We start from the raw sequence: 14,022 nt of genomic DNA on the forward strand, positions 1-14,022 counted from the left end.
GTTTTTACAGCATGAGAGACGCGGTGCGGCGCGAACACGGTAGGCTCGGCCTGTCACGTCCCCTCGCTGGACATTGACATCGTGAGAAGGTTCAAACTTGCAACTCGTTCACACTGAAGGAGCATCCACGATGAGCCAGAAGTTTCAGGTCACGGGCATGAGCTGCGACCATTGCGCCAACATGGTGCAAAACGCCGTACAGACCATCGACCCCAAGGCGCAGGTCACGGTCGATCTCGAGACAGGTCATGTCGACGTGGTCAGCCAGCATCCGAGGCAGGACATCATCGTGGCGATCGAAAACGCCGGTTACAAAGCGCAGTAGCGCTGTACCACCGACGGCAACGGGTTCGGCGCCCGTTGAGAAAAAAGGAACAAATTCGCCGAATAGTTGAATACTTTGTGTTTCAAAGTGCAAAATGGCCGTTGCATTCACACTTGAACGCAGAGGGTCGCATGCTTGGGAACCTGATCCCGTCGTCAGTGCGGGAATCCTCCTATCGGCGCAGGTTCATGGAGAACCGCCAGGACAACCTGTTCATGGGTTCCTTCGGGGACTTCGAGGCTGCCGCGGCCTGTGCCCCGACACGCGCCGCAATCGACTTCTCGGACGCCACGGCACCCCTCCATATCCCTCAGGTCCAGTTCTCTGACTATCCCAGCGTATTCTGGCTCGGCCGGGCCTTGTCCGAGGGCATGCGCAGCGTGCTCGAAGTGGGCGGCAACGTGGGCGCGAGGTACTACGCGTTCCGCCGGATGCTGAGCTACCCGCCGGACCTGCGCTGGACCATCAGCGAATCGAAGGAAATGGTCGCACGGGGCCGGGAACTCGCCGCCCAGCGCCAGGTCGGCGATCAGCTGGCGTTCGTCGCGGACGATCAGCCCCTATTGGATGCACACGAGGTCGTGTACGCCTCAGGCAGCCTGCCGTACCTTCCGATCCGGATCTCCGACATCATCGCGGCCCAGCCCTCGAAGCCGAAGCGCATCATTCTCAATATGATCCCGGTGCACCCGGAGCGCACGCTCTACACGCTCAACAGTTCGGACGCCGGCATTTCGCCCTGCCGCATCCAGCATCACGACGAACTGCTCACCGAGTTGCTCTCTGCGGGCTATGAACGCCGCGACGGATGGCGCAACACTGGCATCAACATCCGGATTCCCTTCGTCCACGGGGGCGAGCAACTTTATTACGCCGGCTGCTGCTTCGATCTCTTCAACTAGCCGGACCGATCGCTGCAGGAACTCTCAATCGGTGGGGATGCGGATTCGAAGCTGCCGCCGCGAAGGGTCCGGCGCGGTTTCCGCGGACAGCGGCGCGATCATTGCGGGCAGCACCAGCGCCCGGGCGAGTGCTGGCGAACGACGCTGAAAGTCTTCCAGCCGCGTCAGCACCTTGTCGATCCACGTGAGGCGCTTGTCCAACGCCTTGGCCGCGCCCTCGGAGTTCTTGGTCGCCTCGACGGCCACCACCTCGTCCTGGAAGCCCTTCCAGTTCGACGGGTCCAGCATGTTGGTGCAAGTCGAAATCGAGGTCGACAACGCCCTGGCCGCATGCCACCAGTGCGCCGGCACGAAGATCATGTCGCCCGGCTTCAGCACCGTGCGGTAAAGCGTTGCCTTGGCGAGCAGCGGAAAGCGCACGCGATCCTGCATCACCGGATCGTCCACCATGGATTGGTTCGGCAACGCCGAGCGCGGATAGAGGTACTGGCTGTCTTCCGGGGCAAAGACCACGAACTCCTTGTCGCCGTAGATCTGCACGATCCCCGCGTGCGAGTTCTCGCCATCGAAATGCATGACCGGGAACTTGCTCCCGACCCCGCCGACCAGCAGCTTGAGATAGCCGTCCGGACGGCGCCATTTCTCCGGCATCAGCGGACTTGCATAGCGCCGCGGAAAGGAAAACTTGATCTGCGGCCTCACGTCCGGCAGCAGTTCAGGCAGCACCTCGTGCAGGAACGAGCGGTACATGTACGGGCCGGGCTTTTCCGCGCTGGACGCAAGCACCTCGTCGATGAACTGATCGAAAGGCATATCCCGCCCATAGCCGATCGCCACCGCCTGGCTGCCGAAGCGCTTCTTGAAGTTCTCCGGCGTCCAGGTCCGCATGGCCGCCCAGCCCTTGCCGACGTTCGAGATCACGACCGGCCGGTTGCCATGCATGTAGCGCGCAAGGAAATCGTCGTAGCTCAGCTTGTCGCCGTCGACGCGCTCGATGGGAAGCCACGAAGCCGCGACGCGCGCCGCGCCTTCGGTCGTTGTCCCGGCGTCCGTGGAATTTTGCATTTGCATACAAAGATACTACAAGGAAGCCATTGGGCTGCCTAGCTACCGTTCGTCACATGTCGAAAGGATCACTTCCGAATCACAATCCCGCGCGCCTGCAAAGCCCGCCCGTCATCAGACGATCGCTACCATCGGCCTCCATGCCCCCCAACCCGCGCATCCTCATCGCCGAAGACGAATCCGCCATTGCCGACACGCTTCAATACGTCCTGCGGACCGACGGCTTCGTACCTGTCTGGTGCCCGACGGCGCAGGAGGCGATCGCGCAGTTCACAGCAGAGCCGCCCGCGCTCGCCATTCTCGACGTCGGCCTGCCGGACATGAATGGCTTCGAGCTTTTCAAGCGGCTGCAGGCGCTGCCCGGCGGATCGCTGGTGCCAATGCTGTTCCTCACGGCCCGCAGCGACGAGATCGATCGCGTGGTCGGCCTCGAACTCGGCGCCGACGACTACATCGCCAAGCCCTTCTCGCCGCGCGAGCTGGTGGCGCGCGTACGAACCATCCTGCGGCGCAGCGCACGCAGCAACGGTCAAGGCGCGCCGGTCGTGTCAACGCCCGCTCCGCCGCCGGCACCGGCGATGCCCTTCGCACTCGATGCCGAGCGGATGCAGATTCGCTACTACGGTCGCCTCCTCGAACTCTCGCGCTACGAATACGGCCTGCTGCGCCTCATGGTGCAGCGCCCCGGCCGCGTCTTCACGCGCGACGAATTGCTGCGGCTGGTGTGGGACGAGTCGAGCGACAGCTACGACCGGACGGTCGACGCGCACATCAAGACACTGCGCGCCAAGCTCAAGGCCATCGCGCCGAACATCGAACCGATCCGCACACTGCGCGGCACGGGCTATGCACTGAACGAAGAGCTGCCGCCGAGCACGTGACAGGGTGACGAGAAGAACCCGCATCTTCATCGGCATCCTGCTGATCTACACGGCGGGCATTGCCTTCCTGCTCTACCGCGTCGTCGCCGACATCGACCCGCGCTACCGCGAATCGGCCGAGGAATCGCTGGTCGAGACCTCGCAGCTCATGGCGAGCCTGATCGAACAGGACGTCATCGCCGGCGCCATCAACATCTCGCGGCTGGAGCCTCTGTTCCGCTCGGTCTATGCGCGCCAGTTCTCGGCGCAGATCTACAACCTGCACAAAAGCCGCGTGGAACTGCGTGTCTACGTGACGGACCGCAATGGCCGCGTGCTCTTCGATTCGCTCGGCCGCAGCACCGGGGCCGACTATTCGAAGTGGAGCGATGTCAGCCACTCGCTTGCCGGTACCTACGGCGCGCGCACCTCACGCGACATCGAGGGCGACCCGATGACTTCCGTGATGTACGTCGGCGCACCCATCCGCTGGGACAACGAGATCGTCGGCGTGGTCACCGTCGGCAAGCCGGTGCGCAGCTTCGGCCAGTTCGTTCAGGATGCACGCGCGCGCACCTTGGGCGTCGGCGTGGGATCGGCCTTTGCGCTGCTGGTGCTGGCGATCATCGTGTCGATCTGGCTGGTCCGGCCATTCGGCTTGATCTCGGACTACGTCGGCTGGCTGCGCAGCCAGCGCAGCCTGAGCCTCTCGCGCATGGTCCGCCGGGCGGTGGACACGCTGCGCAGCGGTATCGGCGAGATGCGCGACGCGCTCACCGGCCGCAACTATGTGGCCGACTACGTGCAGACCTTCACGCACGAGATCAAGAGCCCGCTGTCGGCCATCCGCGGCGCTGCGGAACTGATCCAGGAACCGTCGATGCCTCAGGCCGAGCGCGAGCGCTTCCTCGCCAACATCGCGAGCGAGACGCAGCGCATCCAGGAAATCGTCGATCGCATGATGGAACTCACCGCCCTCGAGACGCGGCGTGCGCTGGAGCGCAGCGAGCCCGTCGCGCTCGCGCCGCTGCTGCGGGAGGTCGGCGCCGGTGCGCAGGCCGCGGCATCAGCGCGCGACATTCGCGTCAACGTCGCTATCCACAACGAAGCCAGCGTCGAGGGCGATCCCTTTCTGCTGCGCCGCGCGATCAGCAACCTGCTCGACAACGCGATCGATTTCTCGCCGCCGGGCGCGGAGGTTCTTCTCGCGTTGGAAGCCAGCGCGCGCCAGGCCAGGATCATGGTGCGCGATCGCGGCCAGGGCATTCCGGACTATGCGAAGGACAAGGTGTTCGAGAAGTTCTATTCGCTCGCGCGGCCGCACAGCCGCAAGAAGAGCACCGGCCTCGGCCTCGCCTTCGTGAAGGAGATCGCGACGCTGCACCGCGGACGGATCGAACTCTCCAACGCGCCACGTGGCGGTGCACTCGCGACGCTCACGCTCCCGCTGCTCTCACATCACTGACTGATCAGTGCCAGATAGGCGTTGCGGGTGCCGGGACTCACGGCGTCGATCAACTGCTGATAGGAGGTCTTGTGCCGCGCCAGCATGCGTGCGGATGCCACCGTCTTCGACTTGCAGTACCAGTGGCAGGTGTGCTGCATCAGGAAAAGCTCGGCCGACATCGTGAAGGCCTTGTCCTTCGGCGTGCGGTGCGCATCGTTGCGCATCACGTCGGCGATGCCGCGTGCGTGAATGGCGAATGCCTTGCGCAGATCGAAGGTCGCAGCCGGAAAGAACTGCTGCACGTAAGGGATGGCGATGGGCAGCTTGCTCACGCGCGTCTCGCGTTCGTCGACGCTCGCGAATTCCGCCGCAAAGCTGTCGAACTGCCCCGACAGCTTCTCCTCCGTGCTGTCCAGGAGGCCCCAGATCTGCGCACGCCGCTCCGGATCGTCTTCACCGAGGCAACGCAGATAGCCTTCGGTGAGGTTTTCCATCAGCTTCTCGATCTGGTAGTGGCCCAGATGGCTGCCCAGCAACGCGATGCGACGACGCTGGTCGGCGGACTTGAGGATGGAGGCGCCGACGACGAGGAAGGCCGCCAGGATCAGAATTTCCATGACTGCGTAAAAAGAGAGGGATGTGGAGTGTAGATACCTCCGCAACCCCCTCGCCTTCACGCGCTACCTGAACAGATCGAGGATGCGATTGCGCTCCTCGGGCTGAGCGGGCGGACTCACCGGCACCCCCGCCAGCTCCTCCGCCGTTGGCGCCGGTGCCTGCGCCTGCGTATCGACGCCGAGGCTTGCGATGCCACGGCCCGGCGCGTAGTCGTCGAAGTACCACTCGCCCTCGACGTTGACCACGCCCGCCGGGGCGCGTGGCTCGCTCACCGGCACGCCCTGCAGCGCGGTCTGCATGAAGCCGACCCAGATCGGCAGACTCAGGCTGCCGCCCGTTTCTCCTCGAACGCCCAACTGGCGCGGCGTGTCGTAGCCGACCCAGGCGATGCCGACCATCGTGGGTTGGAAGCCGGCGAACCAGGTGTCGAAGGAATCATTGGTCGTGCCGGTCTTCCCGAAGAGGTCATTGCGCTTGAGTGCCTGGCGCGCCTTGGTCGCGGTACCGCCATTCACCACGCTCTGCAGCAGCGAGCCCATGACGAAGGCATTGCGCGCCGGGATCGCGCGCTTGTCTTCGTCGAGCACCGGCGGTTCGGTTTCGAGCAGGACCTTGCCGCGCAGGTCAGTGACACGCGTCACGAGGTAGGGGTTCACGCGATAGCCGCCGTTGGCGAACACCGAATACGCAGCGGCCATCTGCATCGGCGTGACGGAGCCAGCGCCCAGCCCCATCGGCAGATTGGCCGGATGCCTGTCGCGGTCGAAGCCGAAGCGCGTGATCCAATCCTGCGCGTAGTCCACGCCGATGGACTGGAGCACGCGGATCGTGACGAGGTTCTTCGACTCCTGCAGCGCACGACGCAGCGTGATAGGGCCTTCGTAGGTGCCCTCGAAATTCTTGGGCTCCCAGGCCTGTCCGCCGGAGCCCGCTTCAAAATACAGCGGCGCATCGTTGACGACGGTGCTCGGCGTGAATCCCTTTTCAAGCGCGGCGGAATAAATGAAAGGCTTGAAGCTGGAGCCCGGCTGGCGCCAAGCCTGCGTGACGTGGTTGAACTTGCTCTTGCCGTAGTCGAAGCCACCCACCATCGCCTTGATTGCGCCGGAGCGCGGATCCAGTGCGACGAATGCGCCTTCGACTTCGGGCAGCTGCGTGATCTCCCACCCGCCCTTCGCTGTCTTCGCGACGCGGATCACCGCACCACGGCGAATCTTGATGGCGGCAGGCGCCTTGGCCGCCAGACCCGACTGCGCGGGCCTCAAGCCGTCGCCCGTGATCTGCAGCATCTCCCCGTTCGCGCGAACGGCGTTGACCTCCTTGGCGCTCGCATCGAGCACCACGGCTGCGATCACGTCGCCGTTGTCCGGATGGTCGGACAGCGCGTCATCCACCGCATCGTCGAGGTCCTTGGGATCGTCGGGAAGATCTGCGAAGGCCTCGGGGCCGCGGTAGGCCTGACGCCGTTCGTAGTCCATGATGCCCCGGCGCAGCGACCGGTAGGCCGCAGCCTGGTCGGTGGCGACCAGCGACGTGTAGACGTTGAGGCCGCTCGTGTAGATGCTGTCGCCGTACTGCGCATGCATCATCTGCCGCACCATCTCGGCCGCGTGCTCGGCGTGCAGGCGGTTCGGGTCGGCCGCATCGCGCAGATGCAGTTCTTCCGCCTTGGCCTGTGTCGCCTGCTCGGCGGTAATGAAGCCGGTCTCCTGCATGCGATCGATCACGTAGAGCTGGCGCGCACGCGCCCGGCGCGGATTGTTCAGCGGGTTGTTCGTGCCGGGCGCCTTGGGCAGTCCCGCCAACATCGCGGCCTCGGCGACCGTCACGTCCTTCAGCGGCTTGCCGAAGTAGGTTTCGGCCGCAGCGGCGAAACCGTAGGCACGACTGCCCAGGTAGATCTGGTTCAGGTAGATCTCGAGGATCTGGTCCTTGGTCAGCTCGCGTTCCAATTGCATCGCCAGCAGGATCTCGTAGGTCTTGCGGCTCAGCGTGCGCTCCGAGCTCAGGTACACATTGCGCGCCACCTGCATCGTGATCGTCGAAGCGCCCTGCTGCCTGCCGCCCTTGAAGCTCGCGACCGCTGCACGCAGGAAGCCCTTGTAGTCCACGCCGCCGTGGTCATAGAAGCGCGCGTCCTCGACGGCGAGGACGGCATCCTTCATGACCTTGGGGATGTCCGCAAAGGGCGTGAGATTGCGGCGCTCTTCGCCGAATTCGCCGATCAGGTTGCCTTCGGCCGAGAAAACCCGCAGCGGCAGCTTGGGCCGGTAGTCGGAGAGCTCCGAGATATTGGGCAGCTTCGGGTAGATCAGGACCACTGCGATGCCCGCGGCAATCAACAGGACGAGCGCTCCGGCCGCAGCAATGGAGCCGCCCCAGACGGCGATGCGCCGAAGCCGGTTCGATCGGCCCGGCTGCGCCGGCCCGCTGGAAGGTGATGTTTTGGACATGGCAAGAAGTGTCGACGGAGGGGGAAAAGCTCGGAGAGCCCGTTGCGGAAGCGCAGATTGCTATCGAATGAATAGCGCGGTCGACCCGGAGTAGGAGCGCCCAGACAATTCTCAAGTTCCCCGTCGAAACTGCATAAGAAACGAAGTCTTCATACTGACCGATTGAGCTGAAGCCCGTATGAAGTCCCGCCCGCCGCCGACTTCACACAGACTTCACACAACGCCGCCAGCTTCAAACAGGCTTCCAACTGGCTTCTCGGCGGCCCACGACATTGGCTCCCGTGCACTGTTGCACGACACCCATCGAGGGACAAGGACCAACGTCATGGAAACCACCCTACCCCGCCCCGGCCGCTGGCTCTGGCTCGGCACATTCGGCCTCGCCGCCGCCTGCTTCGTCATGCTCGTCGCGCGCCCCGCGCAGGCCCAGGAAGCGCCGGGGCCGCGGTTGAAGACCGAAAGCCCGTATTTCTTCGTGAAAAGCGACGATCCCGAAGTCGACCGCCTGCCGCTCAAGGGCACGGAAGTCGACGTGAAGATCTCCGGGGTGATCGCCGATGTCACCGTCACGCAGACGTATCGCAACGAAGGGCAGAGGCCGATCGAGGCGAGGTACGTGTTCCCTGGCTCGACCAAGGCGGCGGTCAGCGGACTCAATGTGCGCCTTGCCGATCGCCTCATCACCGCGCAGATCCGCGAGAAGGCGCAGGCACGGATCGAGTACGACAACGCGAAGAAGGAAGGCAAGACCGCCGCGCTGCTCGAACAGCAACTGCCTAACGTGCTCCAGATGAACGTCGCCAACATCCTGCCGGGCGACGACGTCAAGGTCGAGCTGCGATACACCGAGCTGCTGGTGCCGCAGGGCGGCAACTACCAGTTCGTGTTTCCGACGGTGGTGGGCCCGCGCTACAACAGCCCGCAATCGGAAAACGCGCAAGCCCGCTGGGTCGCGCAGCCGACGCTTCGCGCTGACATTGCGGCGGGCACCACGTTCAAGCTCAAGGTCGCGCTCGACACACCGCTGGGCATCAAGGAAGTCCGCTCGCTGACGCACGAGATCGACGTCAACCGGCGCGACGGTGACGCGCATGCCGACATCACGCTCGTCCGCAGCGCAGGGCCCGCGGACAACCGCGACTTCGTGCTCGACTACCGGCTGGCCGGGGAACGCATCGAATCGGGCCTCATGCTCTACAAGGGCCAGGGCGAGAACGCGGAGAACTTCTTTCTCGCCATGGTCGAGCCGCCGAAGTCGGTGGCTGCCAGCACCATCACGCCGCGCGACTACATCTTCGTCGTCGACATCTCGGGCTCGATGCACGGCTTTCCGCTCGACACCGCCAAGGTCGTGCTGGAGCGCCTGATCGGCGGCCTGCGACCCAGCGACACATTCAACGTGCTGCTGTTTTCAGGCAGCAACCGCATGCTGTCGCCGCACTCGGTGCCCGCCACCCGCGCCAACATCGACCAGGCGCTCGCCACCATCCGCAACTACAACGGCGGCGGCAGCACCGAGTTGATTCCGGCACTGAAGCGCGCCTACGCCGAACCCAAGGCCGAGGAGATTTCGCGCACGATCGTGGTCGTGACCGACGGCTATGTCACCGTCGAGCGCGAAGCCTTCGAGCTGGTGCGCAAGAACCTTTCAAAGGCCAACGTCTTCGCCTTCGGCATCGGAACCTCGGTGAATCGGCACCTCATGGAAGGCATCGCGCGCGCCGGCATGGGCGAGCCCTTCATCATCACCGACCCCGTCCAGGCGCCAGAACAAGCCGCGCGCTTCCGCCGCATGATCGAGTCTCCGGTGCTCACCAGCGTCAAGGCCCGGTTTGAAGGGCTCGACGTCTACGACGTGGAACCCGCCGCGCTGCCCGACGTGCTCGGCGAACGTCCGGTGATCGTGTTCGGCAAGTGGCGTGGCGAGGCGAAGGGCCGCGTCGTGATCGAAGGCCGCAGCGCCAGCGGCCCGTACCGCCAGGACCTGAAGGTCGATCCCCGGACGCGCCAGGACGCCGCCGCGCTGCGCAGCCTCTGGGCCCGCCATCGCATCGCAAGCCTCAGCGACCAGGAAGCGCTGGAAGGCGGCGACGACTTCCGCCAGCGCATCACCGATCTCGGCCTGCGCTACAGCCTGCTCACGCAGTACACGAGCTTCATTGCGGTCGACCAGGTGGTGCGCAACGCCGCACCGCAAAACAGCGTCGGCATCGACCAGCCGTTGCCGCTGCCCAAGGGCGTCAGCGAGTTGGCAGTTGGTCAAGGCCTGGGCGCCGAAGTGCCGAGCACGCCGGAGCCCGAAATGCTCGGCGCGGTCGCGGTGGTGTTGTCGATGCTGGCGATGCTGCGCCGCCGCGCACGCCGCAACGACACGCGTCGACTCACCTCCTGAGGAGACAACGCCATGACCCTCGCCGCCCTCGCACACACCCACCCGCGCGTCATCGACTGGGGCATCCAGCTCGATCGCGCACCGGCCGCCGGCTGGCTGGCCTTGCAAGCCGCTGCGCTCGCACCGCATTGGATCTGGATGGTCCAGCGCCTGCGCGATGGCTCCGACGATCCGCTTGGGTTGCTCGCGCTCGTAGCGCTGGCCATCCTGACCTGGACATTGCGGCGCGAGCTGCGCCCTGCGCCCTGCCTCGGCTGGCTGGCGGTGGCCGCGTTCGGCACACTGGCTGCGACGCTTCTGCGCACAGGCGCAGGCCCGCTGCCTTCGCTTCCACCGCTGGCCGCCGGTCTCGTCGCGGTGCTTGCCCTGGCCAGCGGACTGCTTGCCTTCCTTCCGAAGCGCGTGGCCGCGCTGCCTGTCGCAGGGCTTGCAGTGCTCGCGTTGCCGCTGCTCTCTTCGCTTCAGTTCTACGCGGGCTACCCCTTGCGGGTGCTCATGGCTGAAGCCAGCCGCTGGTTGCTGGCGCCTGGCTTCAGCGTGGTGCGCGAAGGCAGCAGCCTGCTGGTCGACGGACAACTGGTGATCGTTGATGCACCCTGCTCCGGCGTGCAGATGGTCTGGCTCGGCTACTTCACGGCCTGTGTGGTGGCGCTATGGGCCGGACGCGACGACCGTGGCTTTCTCGCCCGGCTACCTGGCGTGGGCTTGCTGGTGCTGGCCGGCAACATCGTGCGCAACAGCGTGCTCGTGGCGCTCGAAGGTGCAGGCCATGCGCCGCCGCCCTGGTTGCACGACGCTTTCGGACTGATGCTTCTCGCGCTGGTCTGCGGCGGTATCGCTGGGGTGATGGCCGGGGTGATGGCCCGCATCCATTCCACACCCACAGGAGCTCGCCGTGTCGATCACGCTCTTTGAACGCTGGTTCGCCAATCGATTCGTCAACCGGATCGCCCACAAGTCAGCCTTCGCCCTCGTCATGCTGCTGTGTGTGGTCTGGTCCGCTGCCAACGTGCTGCACGCCCGGCCCGAGCCCGCCGCCAGCACCCCGTTCCAGGAATGGCCAGCCGACTGGGACGGCGAACCGCTCCGCCCCCTGGCGCTGGGCGACGTGGAGCAGCGTTTCGCGGCGCACTTTCCGGGAGCCATCGCGCGAATGACTGATGGTCAGCAGATCCTCGTCATGCGCCGGGTCGACAAGCCCACCCGCATGCTGCATCCGGCGGCCGACTGTTACCGGGCGCTGGGCTACGGCCTCGCGCAGGCACGCCTGGAGCGCGATATCCACGCCCGACTGTGGCGCTGTTTCGTCGCCGAGCGCGCCGACGGGCAGAAATTGCATGTCTGCGAGCGAATCGTCGATGCCGAAGGCCGCGCTTTCACCGACACTTCAGCCTGGTACTGGGCGGCAGCCAGCGGCCGGTCGAACGGGCCATGGCAAGCTGTGACCCTGGCGAGACCGATCGAGTGAGAGAGATTTGCTGAAAAAAGCACTGCTTTACCTTTTCTTCGCGACCCTGGCCCTGGTGTTGACGGTCGCGGTCGCCGCGTTCCTGATCGTGAGACTGGCACTGGCCCCCGGCCCCGACGAATGGTCCGCACGCGTCAAGGCCGGGCCGGTGTCATTCGATGTCGGCGTCCCGACGGCCATCCGGTTGGCAACTTCCTCGTGGTTCGCACCCTGGATCGCCGGACGCACCCTCGACACCAAGTTCGGCCCGCTCACATTCGGTTGGAACGAGCCCTCCGCCACGCTCGAGCTGAAATGCGCACCCTGCGCCGCCACGGTGCCCGCGCTCGGCAGTGCGCCCATCCGTTTCGAGCGCCTCAAGGCGAGTGTGCGGCGCGACGGCGGCACATTGGGCGGCAACCTCGAAGCCTCGCCTTCCGGTCCAACGCCCGCGGCCCCGGATGGCAAGGGCGACGACACGCTCCGTGCCCGATGGGACGGCCGCCTGACTCAGAAAACCCTGCACCTGAACATCAACGTGGCGGAAGCGCCCATTGCCAGCTGGTACGCAGTCCTTGCACCCGACCTCGCCGAACTGCGGCGGGCGCGCATCGGCGGCACGCTGGGCCTCCGCGCCCAGGTCACGCTGCCCGCCGGAACGTTCGCCATGCAGCCGCAGATTTCCCAATTCACCGTCGACGGCCTGGGCACCGAGGCGATCGCCAACGCACGCAGCAGTTGCGGTACACCAAGCCGGCTCACAAGCGAAAACTGGCTAGCCCGCGCCGTCATCGCCGCCGAAGACCAGCGCTTCTTTACTCATCCGGGCTACGACCTCACGGAACTCGCCGCCTCGCTGGAAGCCAATCAGAACGCCTCCAAGGTCGCGCGTGGCGGCAGCACGCTGACCCAGCAACTGGCCAAGTTCCTGGTGACCGGCGGCCAGCAGAACGCCGACCGCAAGCTGCGCGAGTTGCTCTACGCGGTCGAAATGGAACAGACGCTGGGCAAGGCGCGCATCCTCCAGCTCTACCTCGACAACGCCCCCTGGGGCGCCCAGATCTGTGGCGCAGAGACCGCTGCACGCACCTATTTCAAGCGCTCCGCGCGCAACCTCGAACCCGCGCAGGCCGTCTGGCTGGCCGCCATGCTGAACAACCCGGCGGCGGCGGTGCGCAAATGGCAGCAGGACGGCAACATCAACGTCGACCGCGCCAAGTGGGTGGCCGACGGCGTGCGAGGCATCACCAAATCGCAGCGTGACGCGCTCTTGCGCAACGTAGCCGGAGCCCGCTTCGCACCACCTTGACGCGCGCTGCGCCGCGCACCAGCACGGCGCATCGCCGACCGGCTGGAAGGCTTCTTCGCTGGCACATGTCTTGCGATGGCATCCGCAATGGATGCTGTCACCGCCCCTCCGCCCTCAGCCGTTGAGATCGTCGCGCTGACCAAGCGCTACGCCGCCGGTGCGCCACCCGCCGTCGACCAGATCGACCTGCGCATCGCCAGCGGCAGCTACTGCTGCCTGCTCGGCCCCTCTGGGTGCGGCAAGAGCACGACGCTGCGGATGGTCGCGGGTCATGAGTCGGTGTCAGGCGGCGATATCCTGCTCGACAACCGCAACATCACCAACCTGCCCGCCGCCGCGCGCGGCACGGCAATGATGTTCCAGAGCTTCGCGCTCTTTCCCCACCTCTCCGCGCTCGACAACGTCGCGTTCAGCCTCAAGATGAAGGGCGTCTCGAAGAGCGAGCGCCACAAGCGGGCAAAGAACCTGCTGGAACGCGTCGCGATGGGACACCTGGCCGAACGCAAGCCGGCCGAACTCTCCGGCGGCCAGCAGCAGCGCGTGGCGCTGGCGCGGGCCCTGATCACCGAGCCGCGCGTGCTGTTGCTCGACGAGCCGCTGTCGGCGCTGGACCCTTTCCTGCGCATCCAGATGCGCGCCGAACTGCGCCGCTGGCAAAAGGAACTGGGCCTCACCTTCATCCACGTCACGCACTCCCAAGAGGAGGCGATGGCCCTGGCCGACACGATGGTGGTGATGAATCACGGATTGATCGAGCAGGTGGGTCCGCCGCATCAGGTCTACAACCATCCGTCCAGCGAATTCGTCGCGCGCTTCATGGGAGGCCACAACGTCTTCGCCCTGCACGGTGGGTTGATCGCGGTGCGCAACGATCACATGCGGATGGCGCCGGAGACTGGCGCGATCGGGGAAGTCGGCCTGCCGGCGCATGTGACCGATGTGGAATACCAAGGGACCTATGTGCTGCTCGGATTGCGGCTCACAGGTGTGCGGCCGGCGCAGAGCAGCGTCTCGGTGCTGCTGTCCGAACAGGCCTTCGTCGCCCGCACCTACGAGGTCGGCGAGAGCGTGCGCCTCAGTTGGTCCGAGGCCGATGCACGTCCGCTGGGCCCCGGTGCCGCGCGACCCGGCAAGCGCAACGACGGCACACCGATGCCCCGGCACGAACCGCTGGCCGCCCTCGCCGCGATGGCGGCCTGACAAG

The 14,022-nt window shown here is 65.6% G+C and carries 12 protein-coding genes; 9 read left to right on the forward strand and 3 right to left on the reverse strand.

What is annotated here, in order from left to right:
• Positions 1-130: 130 nt before the first annotated feature.
• Positions 131-325, forward strand: coding sequence for a heavy-metal-associated domain-containing protein (locus AC1DN9_RS20460; protein WP_478103285.1), 195 nt, complete (start codon positions 131-133; stop codon positions 323-325).
• Between the two features lie 188 nt (positions 326-513).
• Positions 514-1,227 carry a methyltransferase, TIGR04325 family gene (locus AC1DN9_RS20465; protein WP_478103286.1) on the forward strand — a complete coding sequence of 238 codons (714 nt, stop codon included), beginning with the start codon at positions 514-516 and terminating at the stop codon, positions 1,225-1,227.
• 24 nt (positions 1,228-1,251) lie between these two features.
• On the opposite strand, the gene AC1DN9_RS20470 is transcribed toward AC1DN9_RS20465, so the two are convergent.
• Complete coding sequence (locus AC1DN9_RS20470; protein ID WP_478103288.1) at positions 1,252-2,292, reverse strand: cupin-like domain-containing protein; 1,041 nt, start codon at positions 2,290-2,292, stop codon at positions 1,252-1,254.
• A 140-nt stretch (positions 2,293-2,432) separates the two neighbouring features.
• On the opposite strand from AC1DN9_RS20470, the gene creB reads away from it, so the two are divergent.
• Positions 2,433-3,173 carry a two-component system response regulator CreB gene (creB, locus tag AC1DN9_RS20475; protein ID WP_478103289.1) on the forward strand — a complete coding sequence of 247 codons (741 nt, stop codon included), beginning with the start codon at positions 2,433-2,435 and terminating at the stop codon, positions 3,171-3,173.
• A gap of 4 nt (positions 3,174-3,177) precedes the next feature.
• Positions 3,178-4,617: a two-component system sensor histidine kinase CreC gene (gene creC / locus AC1DN9_RS20480; protein ID WP_478103290.1), complete on the forward strand. Its 1,440-nt coding sequence runs from the start codon at positions 3,178-3,180 to the stop codon at positions 4,615-4,617.
• Here creC and AC1DN9_RS20485 read toward each other — a convergent pair.
• On the reverse strand, positions 4,611-5,216 hold the full coding sequence (locus AC1DN9_RS20485; RefSeq protein WP_478103292.1) for a hypothetical protein: 606 nt from the start codon (positions 5,214-5,216) through the stop codon (positions 4,611-4,613). The genes creC and AC1DN9_RS20485 overlap by 7 nt on opposite strands.
• Before the next feature lie 63 nt (positions 5,217-5,279).
• Positions 5,280-7,670, reverse strand: coding sequence for a penicillin-binding protein 1A (locus AC1DN9_RS20490; RefSeq protein WP_478103294.1), 2,391 nt, complete (start codon positions 7,668-7,670; stop codon positions 5,280-5,282).
• Positions 7,671-7,995: 325 nt separating this feature from the next.
• Between AC1DN9_RS20490 and AC1DN9_RS20495 the strand changes: the two genes are divergently transcribed.
• From AC1DN9_RS20495 to AC1DN9_RS20515, 5 genes are all read left to right on the forward strand, one after another.
• A complete protein-coding gene (locus AC1DN9_RS20495; protein ID WP_478103295.1) occupies positions 7,996-10,062 on the forward strand; it encodes a VIT and vWA domain-containing protein in 2,067 nt (688 codons plus the stop codon).
• Between the two features lie 12 nt (positions 10,063-10,074).
• Positions 10,075-10,977 (forward strand): exosortase Q, encoded by a 903-nt coding sequence (gene xrtQ, locus AC1DN9_RS20500; RefSeq protein WP_478103296.1) that lies wholly within the window; start codon positions 10,075-10,077, stop codon positions 10,975-10,977.
• Positions 10,958-11,530 carry a hypothetical protein gene (locus AC1DN9_RS20505; protein WP_478103297.1) on the forward strand — a complete coding sequence of 191 codons (573 nt, stop codon included), beginning with the start codon at positions 10,958-10,960 and terminating at the stop codon, positions 11,528-11,530. The genes xrtQ and AC1DN9_RS20505 overlap by 20 nt, the downstream gene beginning before the upstream one ends.
• 7 nt (positions 11,531-11,537) lie before the next feature.
• Positions 11,538-12,818, forward strand: a complete 1,281-nt coding sequence (locus AC1DN9_RS20510; protein ID WP_478103299.1) for a biosynthetic peptidoglycan transglycosylase — start codon at positions 11,538-11,540, stop codon at positions 12,816-12,818.
• Between the two features lie 87 nt (positions 12,819-12,905).
• Positions 12,906-14,018: an ABC transporter ATP-binding protein gene (locus AC1DN9_RS20515; RefSeq protein ID WP_478103300.1), complete on the forward strand. Its 1,113-nt coding sequence runs from the start codon at positions 12,906-12,908 to the stop codon at positions 14,016-14,018.
• Positions 14,019-14,022: the final 4 nt, after the last annotated feature.

This window comes from Variovorax sp. 05L425 (assembly GCF_056397705.1).

Bases quoted from the DNA above. Each gene is read 5' to 3' on its own strand.
- AC1DN9_RS20495 (WP_478103295.1), top strand. From the start codon at position 7,996: ATGGAAACCACCCTACCCCGCCCCGGCCGCTGGCTCTGGCTCGGCACA.
- AC1DN9_RS20460 (WP_478103285.1), top strand. From the start codon at position 131: ATGAGCCAGAAGTTTCAGGTCACGGGCATGAGCTGCGACCATTGCGCC.
- xrtQ (WP_478103296.1), top strand. From the start codon at position 10,075: ATGACCCTCGCCGCCCTCGCACACACCCACCCGCGCGTCATCGACTGG.
- AC1DN9_RS20465 (WP_478103286.1), top strand. From the start codon at position 514: ATGGAGAACCGCCAGGACAACCTGTTCATGGGTTCCTTCGGGGACTTC.
- AC1DN9_RS20485 (WP_478103292.1), bottom strand. From the start codon at position 5,216: ATGGAAATTCTGATCCTGGCGGCCTTCCTCGTCGTCGGCGCCTCCATC.
- AC1DN9_RS20490 (WP_478103294.1), bottom strand. From the start codon at position 7,670: ATGTCCAAAACATCACCTTCCAGCGGGCCGGCGCAGCCGGGCCGATCG.
- AC1DN9_RS20470 (WP_478103288.1), bottom strand. From the start codon at position 2,292: ATGCAAAATTCCACGGACGCCGGGACAACGACCGAAGGCGCGGCGCGC.
- AC1DN9_RS20515 (WP_478103300.1), top strand. From the start codon at position 12,906: ATGGATGCTGTCACCGCCCCTCCGCCCTCAGCCGTTGAGATCGTCGCG.
- creB (WP_478103289.1), top strand. From the start codon at position 2,433: ATGCCCCCCAACCCGCGCATCCTCATCGCCGAAGACGAATCCGCCATT.